The following is a 15,985-nucleotide window of genomic DNA, read 5'->3' as shown; positions in this document are numbered from 1 at the left end:
GGCAGTCGGTGATAGCTTCTCTAAGCGCCCGGTTCATCGAGCACGAATCGATCCCAGCGTTGCCATCAGGTTGCCAGAGTCCTTGGCTAGCGCCGGGACGATGATCAGCAGGGGGACTAACGCCAGATCTTGAAAGAGCAGAATGCCGATGATGCGGCGACCGTGTTCGCTCTCTAATTCCAAGCGCTCGGTGAGGAGCTTGGAGACGATGGCGGTGGAGGACATGGTCAGCGCCGCACCGAGCGCAAAGGCGGCTTGCCAGCTGATGTTGGTGAGTTGCGGCAGGATGTACGCCACGGCCCAGCCGAACAGCATGGCCGCGGCAATCGTCAGCAATACCTGCGCCATGCCTAGCCCAAAGACGATGCGGCGCATGGCCGATAGTTTGGAGAGAGAAAACTCAAGGCCGATCGAAAACATCAAAAACACGACGCCGAATTCGGCCAATGCGTGGGTGGTGGCGTTGTCTTCGGCAAAACCGAGGGCGTGCGGGCCGATCACAATCCCGACCGTCAGGTACCCCAACATCGGTGGCAAATGTAGCATCCGAAACGCTACGACGCCGAGGACGGCTGAGCCAAGTAGCAAAATCGTGAGTTCTAATCCTGAGAGCATAGTTATTCAATTCGTAGTTAATTCACAACACATTGCGCTTTTGCGAACGCGACATTCTTGGCTAAAAGACGGCTCTGCTTTGGGCGGCGAATTGAAAAAGTGGCGCAATGCGATCGCGATTTGGCTGATTTTTCGCTGCAATTGTGACTATTGGGCGAAAAATCTGTGAAATAGTGACCGCTTAGACACTTAAGCAGTCTATCCGTCTTCAGTCAGACAATTTCTTTAAATAGAGTGTTTGGATTAAATGCACCAGAATGAAACTGGCAGGTTTTTTGCTTTGGGAATTCGTTTATACTTTCGCGATGCGTAAAACCAATGCCACAATCTTGCCAAATTCTTTCAACGCCCTACGCGCGCTAGCGCTTGCACGTCAGACGCTGCAAATCGAAGCGGACGCCATTCTTGCCCTGAAAAACCGTATTTCTGACGATCTCGACGCACCTTTTGCACAGGCGGTGGAACTGTTGCTTCATTGCACTGGCCGCGTGGTCGTCTCAGGAATCGGAAAATCTGGGCATATTGCTCGCAAAATAGCCTCCACGCTGGCCTCCACCGGGACCCCGGCGATGTTTATTCATCCCGCTGAGGCCGCCCATGGCGACTTGGGCATGGTGACCAAACATGATGCGTTTATCGCCATTTCCAACTCCGGCGAAACCGCTGAGTTGATGGCGATTGTGCCGATTATCAAACGCATGGGTGCCACCCTGATTGCGATGACGGGCAACGATGCGTCCGGGTTGGCGCAACTGGCGACGGTGCATCTCAATGTGCAGGTGGCACAAGAAGCCTGCACGCTGAATCTTGCGCCAACGGCCAGCACGACGGCGACGTTGGCGCTGGGGGATGCGTTGGCGGTGGCATTGCTGGACGCACGCGGCTTTCGTGAAGAAGATTTTGCACGATCCCATCCTGGCGGCGCGCTTGGCCGACGTTTACTGACCCATGTGCGCGACGTCATGCGCAGCGGTGATGCGATTCCGGCCGTGACTGCCGAAGTATCACTATCGGCGGCATTGCTTGAAATCACCCGCAAGGGTCTGGCGATGACGGCGATCGTTGACGCGACATTTCATCCGATTGGGGTGTTCACCGATGGCGACTTGCGGCGTTTGATTGAGCACGTTCAAGACTTTTCCAAGCTGACCATCGCCGATGTGATGCACGCCCATCCGCGCACCGTCGGGCCTGATCAACTGGCTGTTGACGCGGTCCAGATCATGGAAGAATTCCGCATCAATCAGTTACTGGTAGCAGAAGCCGACGGTACCTTGGTCGGCGCGCTGCACATCCATGACCTGACACGCGCAAAGGTCATTTGATGACGGTTGCTAACACCAGGATGAGCGTGCCGTCGGAAGTATTGACCCGCGCTGCCCAAGTCCGGATGATGATCTTTGACGTCGATGGCGTGCTGACTGATGGCGGCTTGCTATTTGGAGCCGATGGCGAGGCGCTTAAGCGCTTTAATGTTCTTGACGGACTCGGCATTAAATTGCTGCAACAAGCGGGCATCGCCACCGCCATTATTAGTGCGCGCACATCGACCATCGTCAGCCGCCGTGCGAACGATCTCGGGATCGTGCACATCGTGCAGGGGGCGCATGACAAATACGCAGCATTTCTTGCGTTATTGGCGCAAACCAATCTGACAGCCGATGTGTGCGGTTTTATCGGCGACGACATTATTGATTTGCCGATTTTGTCTCGCGCCGGGTTCGCCGTCAGTGTTTCGAATGGTCATCATGAAGTCCGCTCTCGCGTGCATTACGTCACGCAAGCCGGCGGCGGCCAGGGTGCGGTACGTGAAGTCTGCGATTTAATTCTTCGCGCACAAGGTAAGTATGACGCCGCGCTGGCGCAGTATTTACCCGGCGTTTCTGCGCAATAAGGCGAATTAAAACCATATGAAAAACCTGCGATCGACCTTTCGCCTCCGGTTCATGCTGCTACTGACGCTGTGTATCGCGCTGGCGTTAGCTAGCTTCTGGATCATGGAAGTCATGAATAGAAATACAGAAAAAATGCTGCCCGGTGCACCGCGTGTCGCGCCTGACTATTACGTCGAAAATTTCAACTACGTCCAACTGGCCCCAAATGGTCTGCCGCGCTACAACATTGCAGGCCAGCGCCTCACGCATAACCCAAGCGACGACTCCTTTGACGTCAAGCTGCCGGTGATCCATAGTCTTGACAAAGAAAAACCACCGATGTCCTTACGCTCAAACACCGCCAGGATTGAAGACAACAATAGCAAGGTCAATATGTACGGCAATGTCGTTGCCGATCGCCCGGCAACGCCGACCTCGTCAAAACTGCATCTGGAGTCTGAATACCTGCTGCTACTGCCGGACGACGATATTATTAAAAGCGATAAACCGGTCGAGATTACGATAGATCAATCGAAAATGACCGGCACTGGTATGGTTGCTAACAATGCCACACTGGAATTGCGCCTGCTCAGCAATGTCCGCGGCACTTATCGCGCAACACCGCGCCAACCTTAAGCGATGCCGAATCTGTCGAGATCGTGCTCTGCCCCGTCATACCGTTATTTATTTCCAGGATTTTTATGAAACGTATTCTTTTTTTATCGCTACTGGCACTACAACTGACCTTCATGTCAGGTGCGCAGGCAGAGAAAGCTGATGCCACCAAGCCCTCCAATGTCGAAGCAAACCAGTTCACGTTAGATGACGTGAAACAAGTCAAAATATTTACCGGGAATGTTATTTTAACCCGCGGCACGCTGATCATGAAGGCGGAAAAAGTGGTCGTCACGACGGATCCGGCTGGTTACCAATTCGCGGTCTTGTACGCGGCACCGGGCGGACTGGCGACCTTCCGCCAAAAGCGCGACGGCGGCCCTGATTTGTGGATCGATGGCGAAGCGGAACGCATCGAATACGACGACAAAACCGAAATCGTTAAATTGTTTTCGAAGGCCCAGATGCGACGCCTGCAAGGCACTAAACCTACCGATGTCGTCAATGGCGCATTTATCTCCTACGATAGTCGCGCTGAATTTTACTCGGTCAATAATGATGTTTCCGGCACCAGCTTGCCGGGTGGCGGCCGTATTAAAGCGGTCATCGAACCGAAAGGGAAATGAGATGACTACCGCTTCCAGTACGCTGATTGTCAAAGGGCTACAAAAGAGTTACGGCGCGCGCCAGGTCGTGCGTGACGTATCGTTGAACGTCAAAAATGGCGAGGTAGTTGGTCTGCTTGGACCCAATGGCGCAGGTAAAACGACCTCGTTCTACATGATCGTAGGGCTAGTGCCAGCCGATGGCGGTGCGATTGATCTTGATGGCGTCGATATCTCGCGCTTGCCGATTCACCAACGGGCGGTGCTTGGTTTGTCTTATTTGCCGCAAGAAGCGTCAGTATTTCGTAAACTAACGGTAGAAGACAATATCCGTGCGGTGCTTGAGCTTCAGCGCCCGAACGGCGTGGCCCTCACCAAGCAGGAGCTCTCGGACAAGCTTGAGTCCCTTCTACAAGAATTACAAATTGAAAAGCTACGCGATAGTCAGGCACTGTCCCTGTCGGGCGGTGAGCGACGACGGGTAGAAATCGCCCGCGCTTTAGCCACCAATCCGCGCTTCGTGCTGCTTGATGAGCCATTCGCAGGGATTGATCCGATTGCCGTGATTGAAATTCAGCGCATCGTCCGTTTTCTGAAAGAACGCGGTATCGGCGTCTTGATTACTGACCATAACGTGCGCGAAACGCTCGGCATTTGCGACCGGGCGTACATCATCAACCAAGGTAGCGTGTTGGCCAGCGGCAGTCCGGACGACATCATCGCCGATGAATCTGTACGACGCGTGTATCTGGGCGAACATTTCCGCATGTAGTTTTGGCATCTAGCTTCCATGTAGTTTCATCATGTAACGCAGGCAACGCACTACCAGGAACCCTCAGGGCCCATGAAACAATCGCTCCAACTCCGTACCTCCCAGCATCTGGCGCTGACACCGCAGTTGCAGCAATCGATACGATTGTTGCAATTGTCTACGCTAGAGCTGCATCAGGAACTGGAACATATTCTGTCCGAGAATCCGCTGTTGGAGCGTCTCGACGATCCACTCGACAACTCAGTCAGACTGTTGGCTGATGGTGCCATTAACACAACGACGTCAACGATGGATGCCCCGACGGGGGACAGCGAAGTCAGCAGTTCACCGATCGAGCCAGAAGGTAGCAGCGAAGTTGCCGATACCGGCGATAACAATCAGGATAAAGATAGCGGCGACACCGAATGGAGTTTTGACGATGTTGCCCGTACCTCCAAGGCACCCGACGATGAGGATGCGCGACCGCAGCTAGAAGCCTGCGTCACAACCTTGCGCGAACATTTGCTCAAGCAGATGCAAGAAGTAGTCGATCTCCAACGCGACCGCGCACTCATCGAATTAATCATTGATGCAGTCGATGAGAACGGCTACCTGGAAGAGTCGCTGGAGGATATCTACGCACGTCTGCCTGAGCAACTTGAGATCGACATCGACGAATTATCGATGGCGCTGAAGATGGTCCAAAGTTTTGATCCGACAGGCGTCGGCGCTCGGGACGCCTCTGAATGTCTGGCGCTGCAAATTAAAGCGTTTCCAAAAATACCATTCGTCACGCGTCGTCTGGCGCTGACAATTGTGCAAAATTTTCTGACTTTATTTGCCCAACGCGATTTCAATAAAATCAAAAAAGCGCTGGAGTGCGATGACGAAGATTTACGTGAAGCGCAAGTCGTTATCAGACAATGCAATCCGCATCCTGGCGCAACTTTCGCCGGAAGCGCCTCAGATTATGTCGTGCCGGACGTGATTGTGAGAAAAACAAAGAATGGCTGGCAAGTCATGCTCAACAATGACGTGATGCCCCGACTGCGCGTTAATGCCCTCTACGCCAATATTCTTAAGCAAAGCAAAACCGAAGGATCACTCGGTTCTCAACTGCAAGAGGCGAAGTGGTTGATCAAAAATATGCGTCAGCGCTTCGACACTATCCTCCGTGTCGCCCAGGCAATTGTAGAGCGTCAGAGGAACTTTTTTTCGCACGGCGCGGTCGCCATGCGGCCTCTTGTGTTGCGTGAAATAGCTGATACACTAGGATTACACGAGAGCACTATCTCGCGTGTAACGACTCAGAAATACATGCTCACCCCTCACGGGATGTTCGAATTAAAGTATTTCTTCGGCAGCCATGTTGCTACAGAGGCAGGTGGAGAGGCTTCCTCAACGGCAATACGGGCTTTGATCAAACAACTCATAGGAGCGGAAGATTCTAAAAGCCCTTTCTCTGACAGCAAGATTGCCGACATGCTCGCGGAACAAGGTATGGTGGTTGCTCGCCGTACGGTCGCAAAATATCGCGAAGCACTCAGAATTCCGCCAGTCAATTTACGCAAATCTCTTTAGCTGTTTGCTCGTTTGCATAACCGTCGCTGTGTTCTGACTAGTCGACTCAACAAATTGATCACTGTCCGAACCGCCAACGAAAACTTGATAGGAGCGCAGTATGAATTTCACAATTAGTGGGCATCACCTCGACGTAACTCCCGCCATTCGCGAACACGTGCTAAACAAATTAGAGCGTATCAAGCGCCATTTCGATCAGGTCATCGATATTAGTGTGATCCTGACAGTCGACAAAATCACCGAGAAAGAAAAACGCCAGAAAGCTGAAATTAATCTGCGCGTAAAAGGCAAAGACCTGCATGCCGAGAGCATTGCGCATGACCTTTACGCTGCCATTGATTTGTTGATCGACAAACTCGATCGACAAGTGATTAAATATAAGGACAAACTACAGAACCACCAACACTCCGCAATCAAACATTTGCCTGAGGATCTACCCGCAGCGACGTGACGGTAGTGGTTATCTGACATAGTCAACGCAAGTGTCTTTTCAACCATCAAACGAAAAAATACTACACTGACAAATGAGCAAGGGCGCAGTTAATGCGCCCTTTGTTATTTTAAATATCATCGAGATTGCCAGCGATGGCTTCAGGGCTAGTTGGTCCAACCAGCGCGGCGAATCATTATTTCATCGCCCCAAACACCTTCCCGATAATGGCACTGCCTGCCCCTATCGGATCGCGTCGAATCGCCTTCTCTTCCTCCCCGATCATGTAAAACAAGCCATCTAGCGCACGTTGCGTGACATAACCTTCCACCGTCGCCGCTTGCGCTGGCACCATACCGGTTTTACTGACCAATCCCATCGTCGCGTTGTATTGCGCCGAGACGCCGTTGCGGTCAGTGACTTGCTTCACTAACGGTAGAAATTTCACTTCCAATGGCGCGGCAGTTTTCTCTTTAAAAAAATCGGTCACCGATGTCTCTCCGCCACTCAGAATTTTTTTTGCATCCGTCACCGACATGGACTTCACTGCATTTAATAGTAAAGGCTTGGCCAAGGGCACTGCAGCCTCTGCGGCATGATTCATCGACACAACCAAGTCATCCAATTGCTGGCCTTTTCCGGTCATTTTCAAGAGCGGACGCGCCTGCTCCAATATGCCCGGCAATCCAATTTTCACTTTGTCGTTATTCAAAAATCCATTTTCAACACCCAGCTTAGAAACCGCAACAATTGCCCCTTTATCAAGTGCTGCTTTTAATCCGGAATTGGCATCCTTATTACTCAAATCAGCCAAAGAAACGGCCAATGCGGCAGAAGAAACAAGCGTGATGATTACGCCCAGACTGAACGCTGGTTGAGAAAGAAATTTCATGAGTGATCCCTTGAAAGGTGAGATGGATTAACGCGCGGGAATGCCCGACAAGAACCGGCTAATTCAGCACGCGCGGAGGCGATCTTGATCGTTATGCAGTGTGTGGACATTTTTGACAGAGCCGGAGTGACATCGTTCGCAATACTAAAGGTTATAGATGACCTTCATCGACTAAAAATAAACGTCGATGCTCACGAATCGCATAGCGGTCGGTCATACCGGCAATATAATCGGCGATCTGGCGCGCTTGTAGTTGCGCACCGTCTGCTTGCCCTGATGGCGTTAATTGATAATCTGGTGGCAGCAAACTCGGCTCATTGACGAAACAGTCAAATAATTCCACTACGATGCGTCGCGCCTTGCTGGTCATCCGATTGACCAGATAATGGCGGTACAGATTTTCTCGCAAAAATTGCTTCAGCGCGGCGGCCTCACGCGCCATTGGTTCTGAAAAAGCAATCAGCGGCGCAGCATTGCGCACGTCTTCGACTGTTTTTGGAGCTGCAGCCATAATCCGTAGACGCGATGTGTCGATCAGGTCGTTGATCAGTGCATTGATCATGCGACGCACCGTTTCGTTGATCGCTCGCCGCCCACGCAAACCGGGAAAGGTTGTTTCGACTTCACGACTGTGCCGTGCAAAAAAATCAATTTCCATCATTTGCTCTATCGTTAGCAAACCGGAACGCAGGCCATCGTCAATATCGTGATTATTGTAGGCAATTTCATCAGCCAGATTCGCCACTTGGGCTTCTAGCGTTGGTTGTTTACGCTGGAGAAAGCGCTGCCCGATATCGCCAAGTCTTTTAGCGTTGGCGGCAGAACAATGCTTGAGGATCCCCTCGCGGGTTTCGAACATCAGATTGAGTCCGTCAAATGCGCCATAACGCTGTTCGAGCTTATCGACTAAGCGCAAGCTTTGCAGATTATGTTCGAAGCCACCGAAATGTGTCATGCAGGCATTCAAGGCATCCTGACCAGCATGCCCGAAAGGCGTGTGACCGAGATCATGCGCTAACGAAATCGCCTCCACCAGATCTTCATTCAATTGCAGATTACGTGCGATAGAACGTGCAATTTGCGCCACTTCTATACTGTGGGTCAGCCGCGTGCGAAACAGGTCGCCTTCATGATTAACGAATACCTGCGTCTTGTATTCAAGCCGCCGAAAAGCCGTGCAATGCACGATCCGGTCACGATCCCGCTGAAACTCAGTACGGGTATTGGGTGCAGCTTCGCCGAACAAACGTCCTCGCGACGTCGCTGAATGGGCAGCATAGGGGGCGAGAAACGTTTCTGTATTCATCGTGAGATAACCGAATCTTGTATGGTCTGCGCTAATAACTCCTGCGGGGTGGTGGTGATCATGGATCCTCCAAGTTCTTTCATCAAAATAAATTTGATTTGACCATCTTCGTTTTTCTTGTCGATTTGCATCAACTCGAGCCAACGTGCCGTACCAAGATCCGGTGCCACATTCGGTAAGCCAGCGGCTTGTATCAAAGAAATAACGCGCTGACGTACTGCGGCATCAATATGACCAAGGCGATACGACAAGTCAGCAGCCATGATCATGCCGCAACCTACCGCCTCTCCGTGCAGCCATACGCCATAACCAAGGCCGGATTCGATTGCATGGCCGAAAGTGTGACCAAAATTAAGGATGGCCCGTAAACCGCCTTCGCGCTCATCTTGACGAACGACATCGGCTTTGATTTCGCATGAGCGTTGAATCGCATAGGTTAAGGCTGCGCTATCACGTGCTCTTAATTTGCCGATATTGGCTTCTAGCCAGGCAAAGAACGCCGCATCGATTACTGCGCCGTATTTAATCACTTCGGCCAGACCGGCGGACAACTCACGCTCCGGTAGCGTTTGCAATGTCGTTATGTCTGCGATCACGGCTTGTGGCTGATAGAACGCACCGATCATGTTTTTGCCTAGGGGATGATTAATGCCGGTTTTACCGCCGACGGAAGAATCAACCTGCGCTAACAACGTCGTCGGAATTTGTACGAACGGCACGCCGCGCATATAGGCGGAGGCGGCATAGCCGGTCAAATCGCCGATAACGCCGCCGCCAAGCGCAATGAGCGTCGTTTTACGATCGCATTTTTCGGCCAGCAAGCGATCGAAAATCACCATCAGGTTGGCCCAGTTTTTTTCCTCCTCACCATCAGGTAGGATAATTTCGATGACCTTTTTTCCTGCCGCCAGCAATGCTGTACGCAATCGGTCCAGGTACAGCGGTGCCACTATCGTATTGGTGACGATGGCGACTTGCTTGCCTTGGATGAGGGCCGCAATTCTCTCGTTATTGCCTAGCAGGGCTTGCCCGATCTCGATCGGATAACTGCGCTCCCCTAATTCAACCCGTAAGGTGACCGGTGTCAGGGGTGTTGCGCTGAATGGAGAATTGAAGGGCATTGTTTGAGTCATAGGAGTTAAATCAGGAGTTAAAGCTGAAATTGGAGCATCAAATGAAACCGGAATGTGATTGTCAATGCGGGAAGGATCTTCTTTTAGTGGATTCGTTGCCGCATCAGGCGTCGCACCCACATGAATACGCGTCATATCCAATTGAGACAAAATACTATGCACCAGAAATTGTACGTTAGGCCGTCCTGTATCGATGATGATATCGGCAATTTCACGATACAGTGGATCGCGCTGGCGCGACAACTCTTCTAGCCGTCTGCGTGGATCAGCCGTTTGTAATAAAGGACGATTTTTATCGCGACTTGTCCGTTGCAAAATATGATGGACACTGGCACGCAAGTAAATCACGATGCCGCTGCTTTTCAGATAAGCCCGATTGTCTGGATTTAAGATTGCACCGCCACCGGTTGCCAACACAATATTCTGGCGCGCGGTGAGATCCCGGATCACTTCGGCTTCACGCTGACGAAAACTAGGCTCGCCCTCAATCTCAAAAATCAACGGAATCGAAGCGCCAGTACGAGCTTCGATTTCGTGATCCGAATCGATGAACAGTTTATTGAGTTTTTTCGCCAGAGCGCGGCCAACTGTGGTCTTACCTGAGCCCATCAGGCCGACCAGAATAATATTGCCTTTCATGTACACCGTACCATTTCACCACTTAACCTTTTTCGCATGTACAAACACCGGCATATAGCCGGTGTCTGTGCGTCAGGTTGCTGAATTAACACTCAGCAACCTAGCTTCCAGCGATCCGGTCTATGACTACTTTTGGTGTCAGGAAAATCAATAATTCAGTTCTTTTATTAACAACTGACGTTTGTTTGAAAAGATACCCCAGAATCGGAATATCTCCAAGCAACGGCACCTTATTGACGTCGTTAGAAATGGTCTGGGTGTAAATACCGCCGATAACGACCGTTCCGCCATTTTCAACCTGAACCTGGGTCTGAACATGCTTGGTGTTGATCGAAACACCACCAGGGACAACTGCACCAACGCTGTCATTGGTGACATCAACCGTCAAAATGACATTACCGTCGGGCGTAATTTGGGGCGTTACTTCAAGCTTTAAGTTTGCCTTTTTGAATTCGACGGAAGTAGCGCCGCTGCTGGTAGCACTTTGATACGGAATTTCTGTCCCCTGCTCGATCAATGCTTTCTGCTGATCAGCAGTGACGACACGCGGGCTAGAAATAATCTTGCCTTGTCCGTCCGCTTCCAAAGCTGACAACTCAAGACTGATGAATTTGGTGGCTGCAGCGTTAAATAATGTGAGGGCCACGCTGCCGGCAGTTGCGCCATTAATACCTGCAGCAGGCAAGTTGACAGAATTGCCATTAACCGTTGCCAACGCAGATGAGTTCAATCCTACGGCGTTCGACGCGGTACCTCCGGCAGCCCCGACGGTACCTGTTTGCTGGCCGCCGACTTCGACGATGTTCCCTCCATGAAAACCAAACCCCAGCTTAGCCCCAAGATTACGGCTAAACCCATCGTTGGCCTCGACCATGCGCGCCTCAATCAAAACCTGACGTGAAGCAATGTCAATCTTTGCGACCAGAGTGCGGATATTGTCTAATACCGTAGGCGTATCGGTAATGAACAATTGATTCGTGCGAGGATCAATGACGGCACTTCCGCGCTTGGACAAAATGCTGTTCTTTTTCTCTCCACCACTGCCGCCGTCATCATTAATACCGAATACTTTCTTGAACGCTTCGGCCTTTTGGTAATTGAGTTGAAAGGACTCCGTACGCAATGGCTCGAGCTCGGCAATAGAAGCGCGCTGCTCTAATTCCAGCTTCTCTTTGGTCAGCAACTCATCTCTAGGTGCAATCCAGACGACCGAGCCATTTTTGCGCATATCCAATCCTTTGGATTGCATCACAATATCGAGCGCCTGATCCCACGGCACGTCTTTCAGACGCAGCGTCAGACTGCCGCTGACGGTGTCGCTGGTGATAATGTTCAGGCTGGTGAAATCAGCGATGACCTGCAGCAATGCACGTACTTCAATATTCTGAAAATTCAACGATAGTTTGTCACCGCGATAGTTCTGTACGCCCTGCCCTAATTTATTTGGTTGCTCCTTAATCGGTTTGACCTCAATGACCAATTGAGAATCGCTTTGATAAGCCGCGTGCTCCCATAGCCCTTTCGGCTCGATCACCATGCGCACATTTTCACCCTGCGGCATGGTGGTAATAGTACGTACGGGTGTGCCGAAATCGCCAACGTCGAGTTTGCGACGTAATGCCGGAGGCAGGCTTGTCTTCATGAAATCAACCACAATCGATTGTCCCTGTTGGCGTACGTCTACGACCACTTGCTTACTCGGGAGGTCGATCACAATGCGGCCTTCGCCAGCGCTGCCACGGCGGAAATCGATATCCCGCAATGCTGGTTTGCTGTCTTGCATCATGGTCACAGGATAGGCTACCGGGATCATCTTTGCCGGGGTTGAAGTTGGCTGCAGCGTCGGCGCAGTGGCAGCACCAAGGACGACAGCGTCTAGAGGGGCGATCGGCACAATCGGCACGATGGGCGCCCCCTCAGAACTCACCGCAGTGGCCACACCACCAGAGCCGTCTATCGTCACGACGACGGCGTTGCCCTCCATTGCCAAGGCATAATTGAGAGATCGTTTAAGATTAATCACCAGCCGTGCACGGTCGTCGTTTTGCGCCACAATCACATTACGCACATCGCCTAAACTCACATCCTGTACGGTCTTGCCTGTTGCGTTTCCTACGCGCGGAAAATCCAATGCGATCCGAGCAGGATTGACAATGACAAAGCCTGCCGGCAACGCACTCAAGGGATTTTTCAGATGAATCGTGACGATCGTGTTGGTGCCCTGATGATTGGCACTAATCGATGTAATGACATTGTCATCGGCCAAGACCGAGCGCCCAAAGCCGACTAACAAAACCAGTGTCGCCAACATAAAAGCATTGCGACGCATCATGCTCAGGCAGGCCAATGGCGCTCGCACTATTGCCTTTGCTGCGCTGCTTATTACACCCTTTGCTGTTCTCATTTCATGGTCTCCTGCAATGCTAACTTGGCTTCGCGCTCGACCCATTCGCCGGACGCATCTTGTACGATTTCTTTCAAATTCACTTCAGTCTCGCTAATGCTGGTCACCATGCCGAAATTTTGGCCGACATAGTTACCAACTTTGACCGGAAATACCGTCTTATCCATTTGCAGCAACGCATAACTCAGGCCGACTTTTTGTAACGTCCCCACCATCTTGACGGTATCGAGCGGAAAGCTTTCCAGCGCCTCGCGTCGACGCTCCATATTGGGTTTGAGACCATTACCGTTGTCTTGCATTGCCGCCAATACCACCAATAATTTGTTGGCATTAAAAGGATCAATGCTGGTCTTACTTGCATAGGAAAAAGGCGTGAATTTTTTAGGCTCTGTTAATTTAGGAATAAACACGTGCGTGTGCACTTTGACATCCGACATCCATTCTTTAATCTCCTGCACGCCACTATCACCGCAACCGGATAAGGTTAAAAGGAACCCTGCAATAGCAGAGGTTCGGAGCAACCTAACAATCAATGGAGGCATCATTTTCCATCCTTCGACTTGGCCGCATCAGTGATCTTGCGTTGCGCAGCCACCTCATCCGGGTCCAGATAGCGGAAAGTTTTGGCAATCGCCTCCAGCGACAACACACCATCTTTTCCAGTGCTGAGATTCATATTATTAAGAGTAACAATCCGGGGTAGATTGGCGATGTCGCTGGTGAATGAACCAACGTCGTGATAGCTCCCGGTCACCTTGATCTCGATGGGCAATTCGGCGTAATAATCTTTCACGACAACCTGGCCGGGCTTAAACAGTTCGAACTGCAATCCCCTTCCCAGCCCGGCCTGATTAATATCGGATAACAATGCATCCATTTCAGCCTTGCTCGGCAACTGTTTTTCGAGCGAAACAACATATTCGGCGACCTGCTTTTTTTGTTTCCGCAAACCATCGAGATTAATTGCTTGTTGAATTTTTCCTCTGTATTGCTCTTTTAATTGCAGCTCTTGCTGCTCGCCATTGGCGAGATCACTCTGCTCATCACTCCAATAAAAAAACCAGCCGAGAAACATCACCGCCACTAACACACCAACACCGCACAAGTTGCGCGGAACGGTTGGCCAAAGCCCCGGCGGACGTCCGTTAAGGCCCTGAAACTGGGCGCTAATTGAAGCAGTCCATTCTTTCAAATCCGTCATCGTGTCTCTCTCATCGCTATGCTGCTCTGTTAGTTCTCTGTTACCTGGCCGCTACTGGCGTTGGCGTATCTACGCCTGTTTTTTTGATGGCAGCGGTGTCACCAATACTCTCGCTCGGGCGCTTAATGCCTACATTGATAGTGAAATCAAACACCCGCTTGCTGTCCTTTCCACTGCCCAGATTAGCGGCACGAATTTCGATCAAGTCGGGGCGCTCTAACCATGCTGAGTTATTACTGAGATTGCGTAGCAGCCCTGACACCCGCTCATTCGATTGCGCATAGCCACTGACAACAACGCGTTGGCCGTCCTGTTTAAAACCGCGCAAGTAAATACCTTCGGGTACCTGCTTGACTAGCTCGTCCATTAAATACACAGGTTGATTGCGATCACTTTGCAGATTCTCAACGGCCTGCTGGCGCGCTTTGAGGGAAGCAATGTCTTGCTTGAGGCTGACGATTTCTTTGATTTCACCATCGAGACGTGTGTTTTCTGCTGCAATAAAATGATTGCGCGCATTTTGATTGGAAACACTGTTGGCAAAGTAAGCACCTAGCAACAACACCAGCAACAATCCAACAAACGCTGACAAGCCAAGCATGGTAAAAAAGGCATTCTTACGTTGCTTACGCTTTGCTTCGCGATGGGGTAATAGATTGATCTTAATCATCAGCCAAATCTCCGCATTGCCAACCCACACGCCACCAAATAAGCAGGGGCTTCATTTCGCAGCTGCTTTTCACGCACATTGGATGCCAGTTGCATGCCGGCGAAGGGACTGACGACGGAGGTGGAAATTTTGGCGCGACCGGCAACGGCCTCGACCATACCGGGAATGATCGCGCAGCCGCCTGCCAGATACAGCTGATCAACGCGCGTGTAAGGCGTTGAAGTGAAGAAAAATTGAATCGTGCGAGTCAACTCGATGGCGGCGCTCTCCAAAAATGGATTCAATATTTCTTGCTGATAGCTTTCGGGCAAACCACCGCTGCGTTTTTTAGCCTCTGCCTCCTCGTAAGACAATCCATAGGCGCGGACAATGTCTTGCGTCAGCTGATGGCCACCGAAAGGTTGTTCGCGTTCATAGATAAGTTGTCCGTTGAGCAAAGCAGAAACATGCGTACTTTGTGCACCGATTTGAAACAGCCCTATCATCTTGCCCTGCCCCTGCTGAGGTAATTGCGCGATGATTCGATTGATAGCACCGCGGGCGGCATAAGACTCGATGTCCATCACGATCGGCTTGAGGCCCGCCGCTTCTGCGATGGCCACACGGTCTTCGACCTTCTCTTTGCGGGTGGCGGCAAGCAATACTTCAACGTCATCGGGGGAATGTTGCGCCGGACCTACGACGTAAAAATCGAGACTGACTTCATCCAACGCAAAAGGAATATATTGATTGGCCTCAGACTCGACTTGCAGTTCGAGTTCGTCATCGCTCATGCCGCCGGGCAAAATAATTTTTTTGGTAATCACTGACGCTGAGGGCATTCCCAGAGCAACGTTGCGGGTAGTTGCGCCACTTTTTTTCCAAAGCCGCCGCACCACTTCCGTGACTTGGTCGATATTTTCGATATTGCCATCCACCACGGCCCCGCGTGGCAATGGTTCTGAGGCATAACGCTCCAGCCTTAACTGGTCATTGCCTGCGTCTGACAACTCAACAAGTCTGACGCTCAATGCGCTGATATCAATCCCTACTAACGGGGGGGACTTTTTATCGAATAATGATCCAATATCTAATACCAAGAGCATCTCTCCGTGAACGTATTTTTGAGGGAATATTTCGCGGATTGGCCAGCCTGATTACCTTGCCACCGCATCCAAATTCTGGAAAAAATCTAATTTATATTTGATATTTGATAGATTAGGACTTACGCAAAATTGTCCTGGTAAGGCATCCCTTTGAACCATTACAAACGTAAGGCCGGGAGGAATA

15 protein-coding genes and 1 pseudogene are annotated in these 15,985 nt (G+C 51.1%); 7 read left to right on the top strand and 9 right to left on the bottom strand.

Going from position 1 to position 15,985, the window contains the following annotated elements; translation table 11 throughout:
• Positions 1 to 51: 51 nt before the first annotated feature.
• Positions 52 to 615: pseudogene (locus ACVBEF_RS08785) on the bottom strand (cation:proton antiporter domain-containing protein); the annotation flags it as partial.
• A gap of 305 nt (positions 616 to 920) precedes the next feature.
• Here ACVBEF_RS08785 and ACVBEF_RS08780 point away from each other — a divergent pair.
• The 7 genes from ACVBEF_RS08780 to hpf all read left to right on the top strand — a co-directional run bounded on the left by ACVBEF_RS08780 (position 921) and on the right by hpf (position 6,492).
• Entirely contained in the window at positions 921 to 1,940 is a 1,020-nt protein-coding gene (locus ACVBEF_RS08780; RefSeq protein ID WP_447123557.1) for a KpsF/GutQ family sugar-phosphate isomerase, read from the top strand.
• Positions 1,940 to 2,509, top strand: a complete 570-nt coding sequence (locus ACVBEF_RS08775) for a KdsC family phosphatase (protein ID WP_447123556.1) — start codon at positions 1,940 to 1,942, stop codon at positions 2,507 to 2,509. The genes ACVBEF_RS08780 and ACVBEF_RS08775 overlap by 1 nt, the downstream gene beginning before the upstream one ends.
• 16 nt (positions 2,510 to 2,525) lie before the next feature.
• The gene (lptC, locus tag ACVBEF_RS08770; protein ID WP_447123555.1) at positions 2,526 to 3,125 is read left to right on the top strand and encodes an LPS export ABC transporter periplasmic protein LptC; all 600 of its coding nucleotides are present in this window, start codon (positions 2,526 to 2,528) and stop codon (positions 3,123 to 3,125) included.
• Between the two features lie 65 nt (positions 3,126 to 3,190).
• Positions 3,191 to 3,730 carry a lipopolysaccharide transport periplasmic protein LptA gene (gene lptA / locus ACVBEF_RS08765; RefSeq protein ID WP_447123554.1) on the top strand — a complete coding sequence of 180 codons (540 nt, stop codon included), beginning with the start codon at positions 3,191 to 3,193 and terminating at the stop codon, positions 3,728 to 3,730.
• Position 3,731: 1 nt separating this feature from the next.
• On the top strand, positions 3,732 to 4,481 hold the full coding sequence (gene lptB / locus ACVBEF_RS08760) for an LPS export ABC transporter ATP-binding protein (RefSeq protein ID WP_447123553.1): 750 nt from the start codon (positions 3,732 to 3,734) through the stop codon (positions 4,479 to 4,481).
• 72 nt (positions 4,482 to 4,553) lie between these two features.
• A complete protein-coding gene (locus ACVBEF_RS08755) occupies positions 4,554 to 6,041 on the top strand; it encodes an RNA polymerase factor sigma-54 (protein ID WP_447123552.1) in 1,488 nt (495 codons plus the stop codon).
• Positions 6,042 to 6,141: 100 nt separating this feature from the next.
• Positions 6,142 to 6,492, top strand: coding sequence for a ribosome hibernation-promoting factor, HPF/YfiA family (hpf, locus tag ACVBEF_RS08750; RefSeq protein WP_447123551.1), 351 nt, complete (start codon positions 6,142 to 6,144; stop codon positions 6,490 to 6,492).
• A gap of 175 nt (positions 6,493 to 6,667) precedes the next feature.
• Here the strand turns inward: hpf and ACVBEF_RS08745 are convergent, their stop codons facing one another.
• The 8 genes from ACVBEF_RS08745 to ACVBEF_RS08710 all read right to left on the bottom strand — a co-directional run bounded on the left by ACVBEF_RS08745 (position 6,668) and on the right by ACVBEF_RS08710 (position 15,795).
• Positions 6,668 to 7,363, bottom strand: a complete 696-nt coding sequence (locus ACVBEF_RS08745; protein ID WP_447123550.1) for a DUF4197 domain-containing protein — start codon at positions 7,361 to 7,363, stop codon at positions 6,668 to 6,670.
• A gap of 151 nt (positions 7,364 to 7,514) precedes the next feature.
• On the bottom strand, positions 7,515 to 8,669 hold the full coding sequence (locus ACVBEF_RS08740) for a deoxyguanosinetriphosphate triphosphohydrolase (RefSeq protein WP_447123549.1): 1,155 nt from the start codon (positions 8,667 to 8,669) through the stop codon (positions 7,515 to 7,517).
• On the bottom strand, positions 8,666 to 10,441 hold the full coding sequence (aroKB, locus tag ACVBEF_RS08735) for a bifunctional shikimate kinase/3-dehydroquinate synthase AroKB (protein ID WP_447123548.1): 1,776 nt from the start codon (positions 10,439 to 10,441) through the stop codon (positions 8,666 to 8,668). The genes ACVBEF_RS08740 and aroKB overlap by 4 nt, the downstream gene beginning before the upstream one ends.
• 100 nt (positions 10,442 to 10,541) lie before the next feature.
• Positions 10,542 to 12,845, bottom strand: a complete 2,304-nt coding sequence (pilQ, locus tag ACVBEF_RS08730; RefSeq protein ID WP_447123547.1) for a type IV pilus secretin PilQ — start codon at positions 12,843 to 12,845, stop codon at positions 10,542 to 10,544.
• Positions 12,842 to 13,390: a pilus assembly protein PilP gene (locus ACVBEF_RS08725; RefSeq protein WP_447123546.1), complete on the bottom strand. Its 549-nt coding sequence runs from the start codon at positions 13,388 to 13,390 to the stop codon at positions 12,842 to 12,844. Before ACVBEF_RS08725 ends, pilQ begins: the two co-directional genes overlap by 4 nt.
• Complete coding sequence (locus ACVBEF_RS08720; RefSeq protein ID WP_447123545.1) at positions 13,387 to 14,046, bottom strand: type 4a pilus biogenesis protein PilO; 660 nt, start codon at positions 14,044 to 14,046, stop codon at positions 13,387 to 13,389. The genes ACVBEF_RS08725 and ACVBEF_RS08720 overlap by 4 nt, the downstream gene beginning before the upstream one ends.
• A gap of 40 nt (positions 14,047 to 14,086) precedes the next feature.
• Complete coding sequence (locus ACVBEF_RS08715) at positions 14,087 to 14,716, bottom strand: PilN domain-containing protein (protein WP_447123544.1); 630 nt, start codon at positions 14,714 to 14,716, stop codon at positions 14,087 to 14,089.
• Positions 14,716 to 15,795, bottom strand: a complete 1,080-nt coding sequence (locus ACVBEF_RS08710; protein ID WP_447123543.1) for a pilus assembly protein PilM — start codon at positions 15,793 to 15,795, stop codon at positions 14,716 to 14,718. Before ACVBEF_RS08710 ends, ACVBEF_RS08715 begins: the two co-directional genes overlap by 1 nt.
• Positions 15,796 to 15,985 lie beyond the last annotated feature (190 nt).

Source organism: Glaciimonas sp. GG7 (genome assembly GCF_052976905.1).
The sequence above is the reverse complement of the archived record's forward strand: the minus strand, read 5'-3'. Positions and strand labels throughout refer to the sequence as shown.

Excerpts from the sequence above, each read along its gene's own strand:
- ACVBEF_RS08745 (WP_447123550.1), bottom strand. The coding sequence starts at position 7,363 with ATGAAATTTCTTTCTCAACCAGCGTTCAGTCTGGGCGTAATCATCACG.
- ACVBEF_RS08775 (WP_447123556.1), top strand. The coding sequence starts at position 1,940 with ATGACGGTTGCTAACACCAGGATGAGCGTGCCGTCGGAAGTATTGACC.
- ACVBEF_RS08725 (WP_447123546.1), bottom strand. The coding sequence starts at position 13,390 with ATGATGCCTCCATTGATTGTTAGGTTGCTCCGAACCTCTGCTATTGCA.
- aroKB (WP_447123548.1), bottom strand. The coding sequence starts at position 10,441 with ATGAAAGGCAATATTATTCTGGTCGGCCTGATGGGCTCAGGTAAGACC.
- lptB (WP_447123553.1), top strand. The coding sequence starts at position 3,732 with ATGACTACCGCTTCCAGTACGCTGATTGTCAAAGGGCTACAAAAGAGT.
- lptC (WP_447123555.1), top strand. The coding sequence starts at position 2,526 with ATGAAAAACCTGCGATCGACCTTTCGCCTCCGGTTCATGCTGCTACTG.
- ACVBEF_RS08780 (WP_447123557.1), top strand. The coding sequence starts at position 921 with ATGCGTAAAACCAATGCCACAATCTTGCCAAATTCTTTCAACGCCCTA.
- ACVBEF_RS08755 (WP_447123552.1), top strand. The coding sequence starts at position 4,554 with ATGAAACAATCGCTCCAACTCCGTACCTCCCAGCATCTGGCGCTGACA.
- hpf (WP_447123551.1), top strand. The coding sequence starts at position 6,142 with ATGAATTTCACAATTAGTGGGCATCACCTCGACGTAACTCCCGCCATT.
- lptA (WP_447123554.1), top strand. The coding sequence starts at position 3,191 with ATGAAACGTATTCTTTTTTTATCGCTACTGGCACTACAACTGACCTTC.
- ACVBEF_RS08740 (WP_447123549.1), bottom strand. The coding sequence starts at position 8,669 with ATGAATACAGAAACGTTTCTCGCCCCCTATGCTGCCCATTCAGCGACG.
- ACVBEF_RS08720 (WP_447123545.1), bottom strand. The coding sequence starts at position 14,046 with ATGACGGATTTGAAAGAATGGACTGCTTCAATTAGCGCCCAGTTTCAG.
- pilQ (WP_447123547.1), bottom strand. The coding sequence starts at position 12,845 with ATGAGAACAGCAAAGGGTGTAATAAGCAGCGCAGCAAAGGCAATAGTG.
- ACVBEF_RS08715 (WP_447123544.1), bottom strand. The coding sequence starts at position 14,716 with ATGATTAAGATCAATCTATTACCCCATCGCGAAGCAAAGCGTAAGCAA.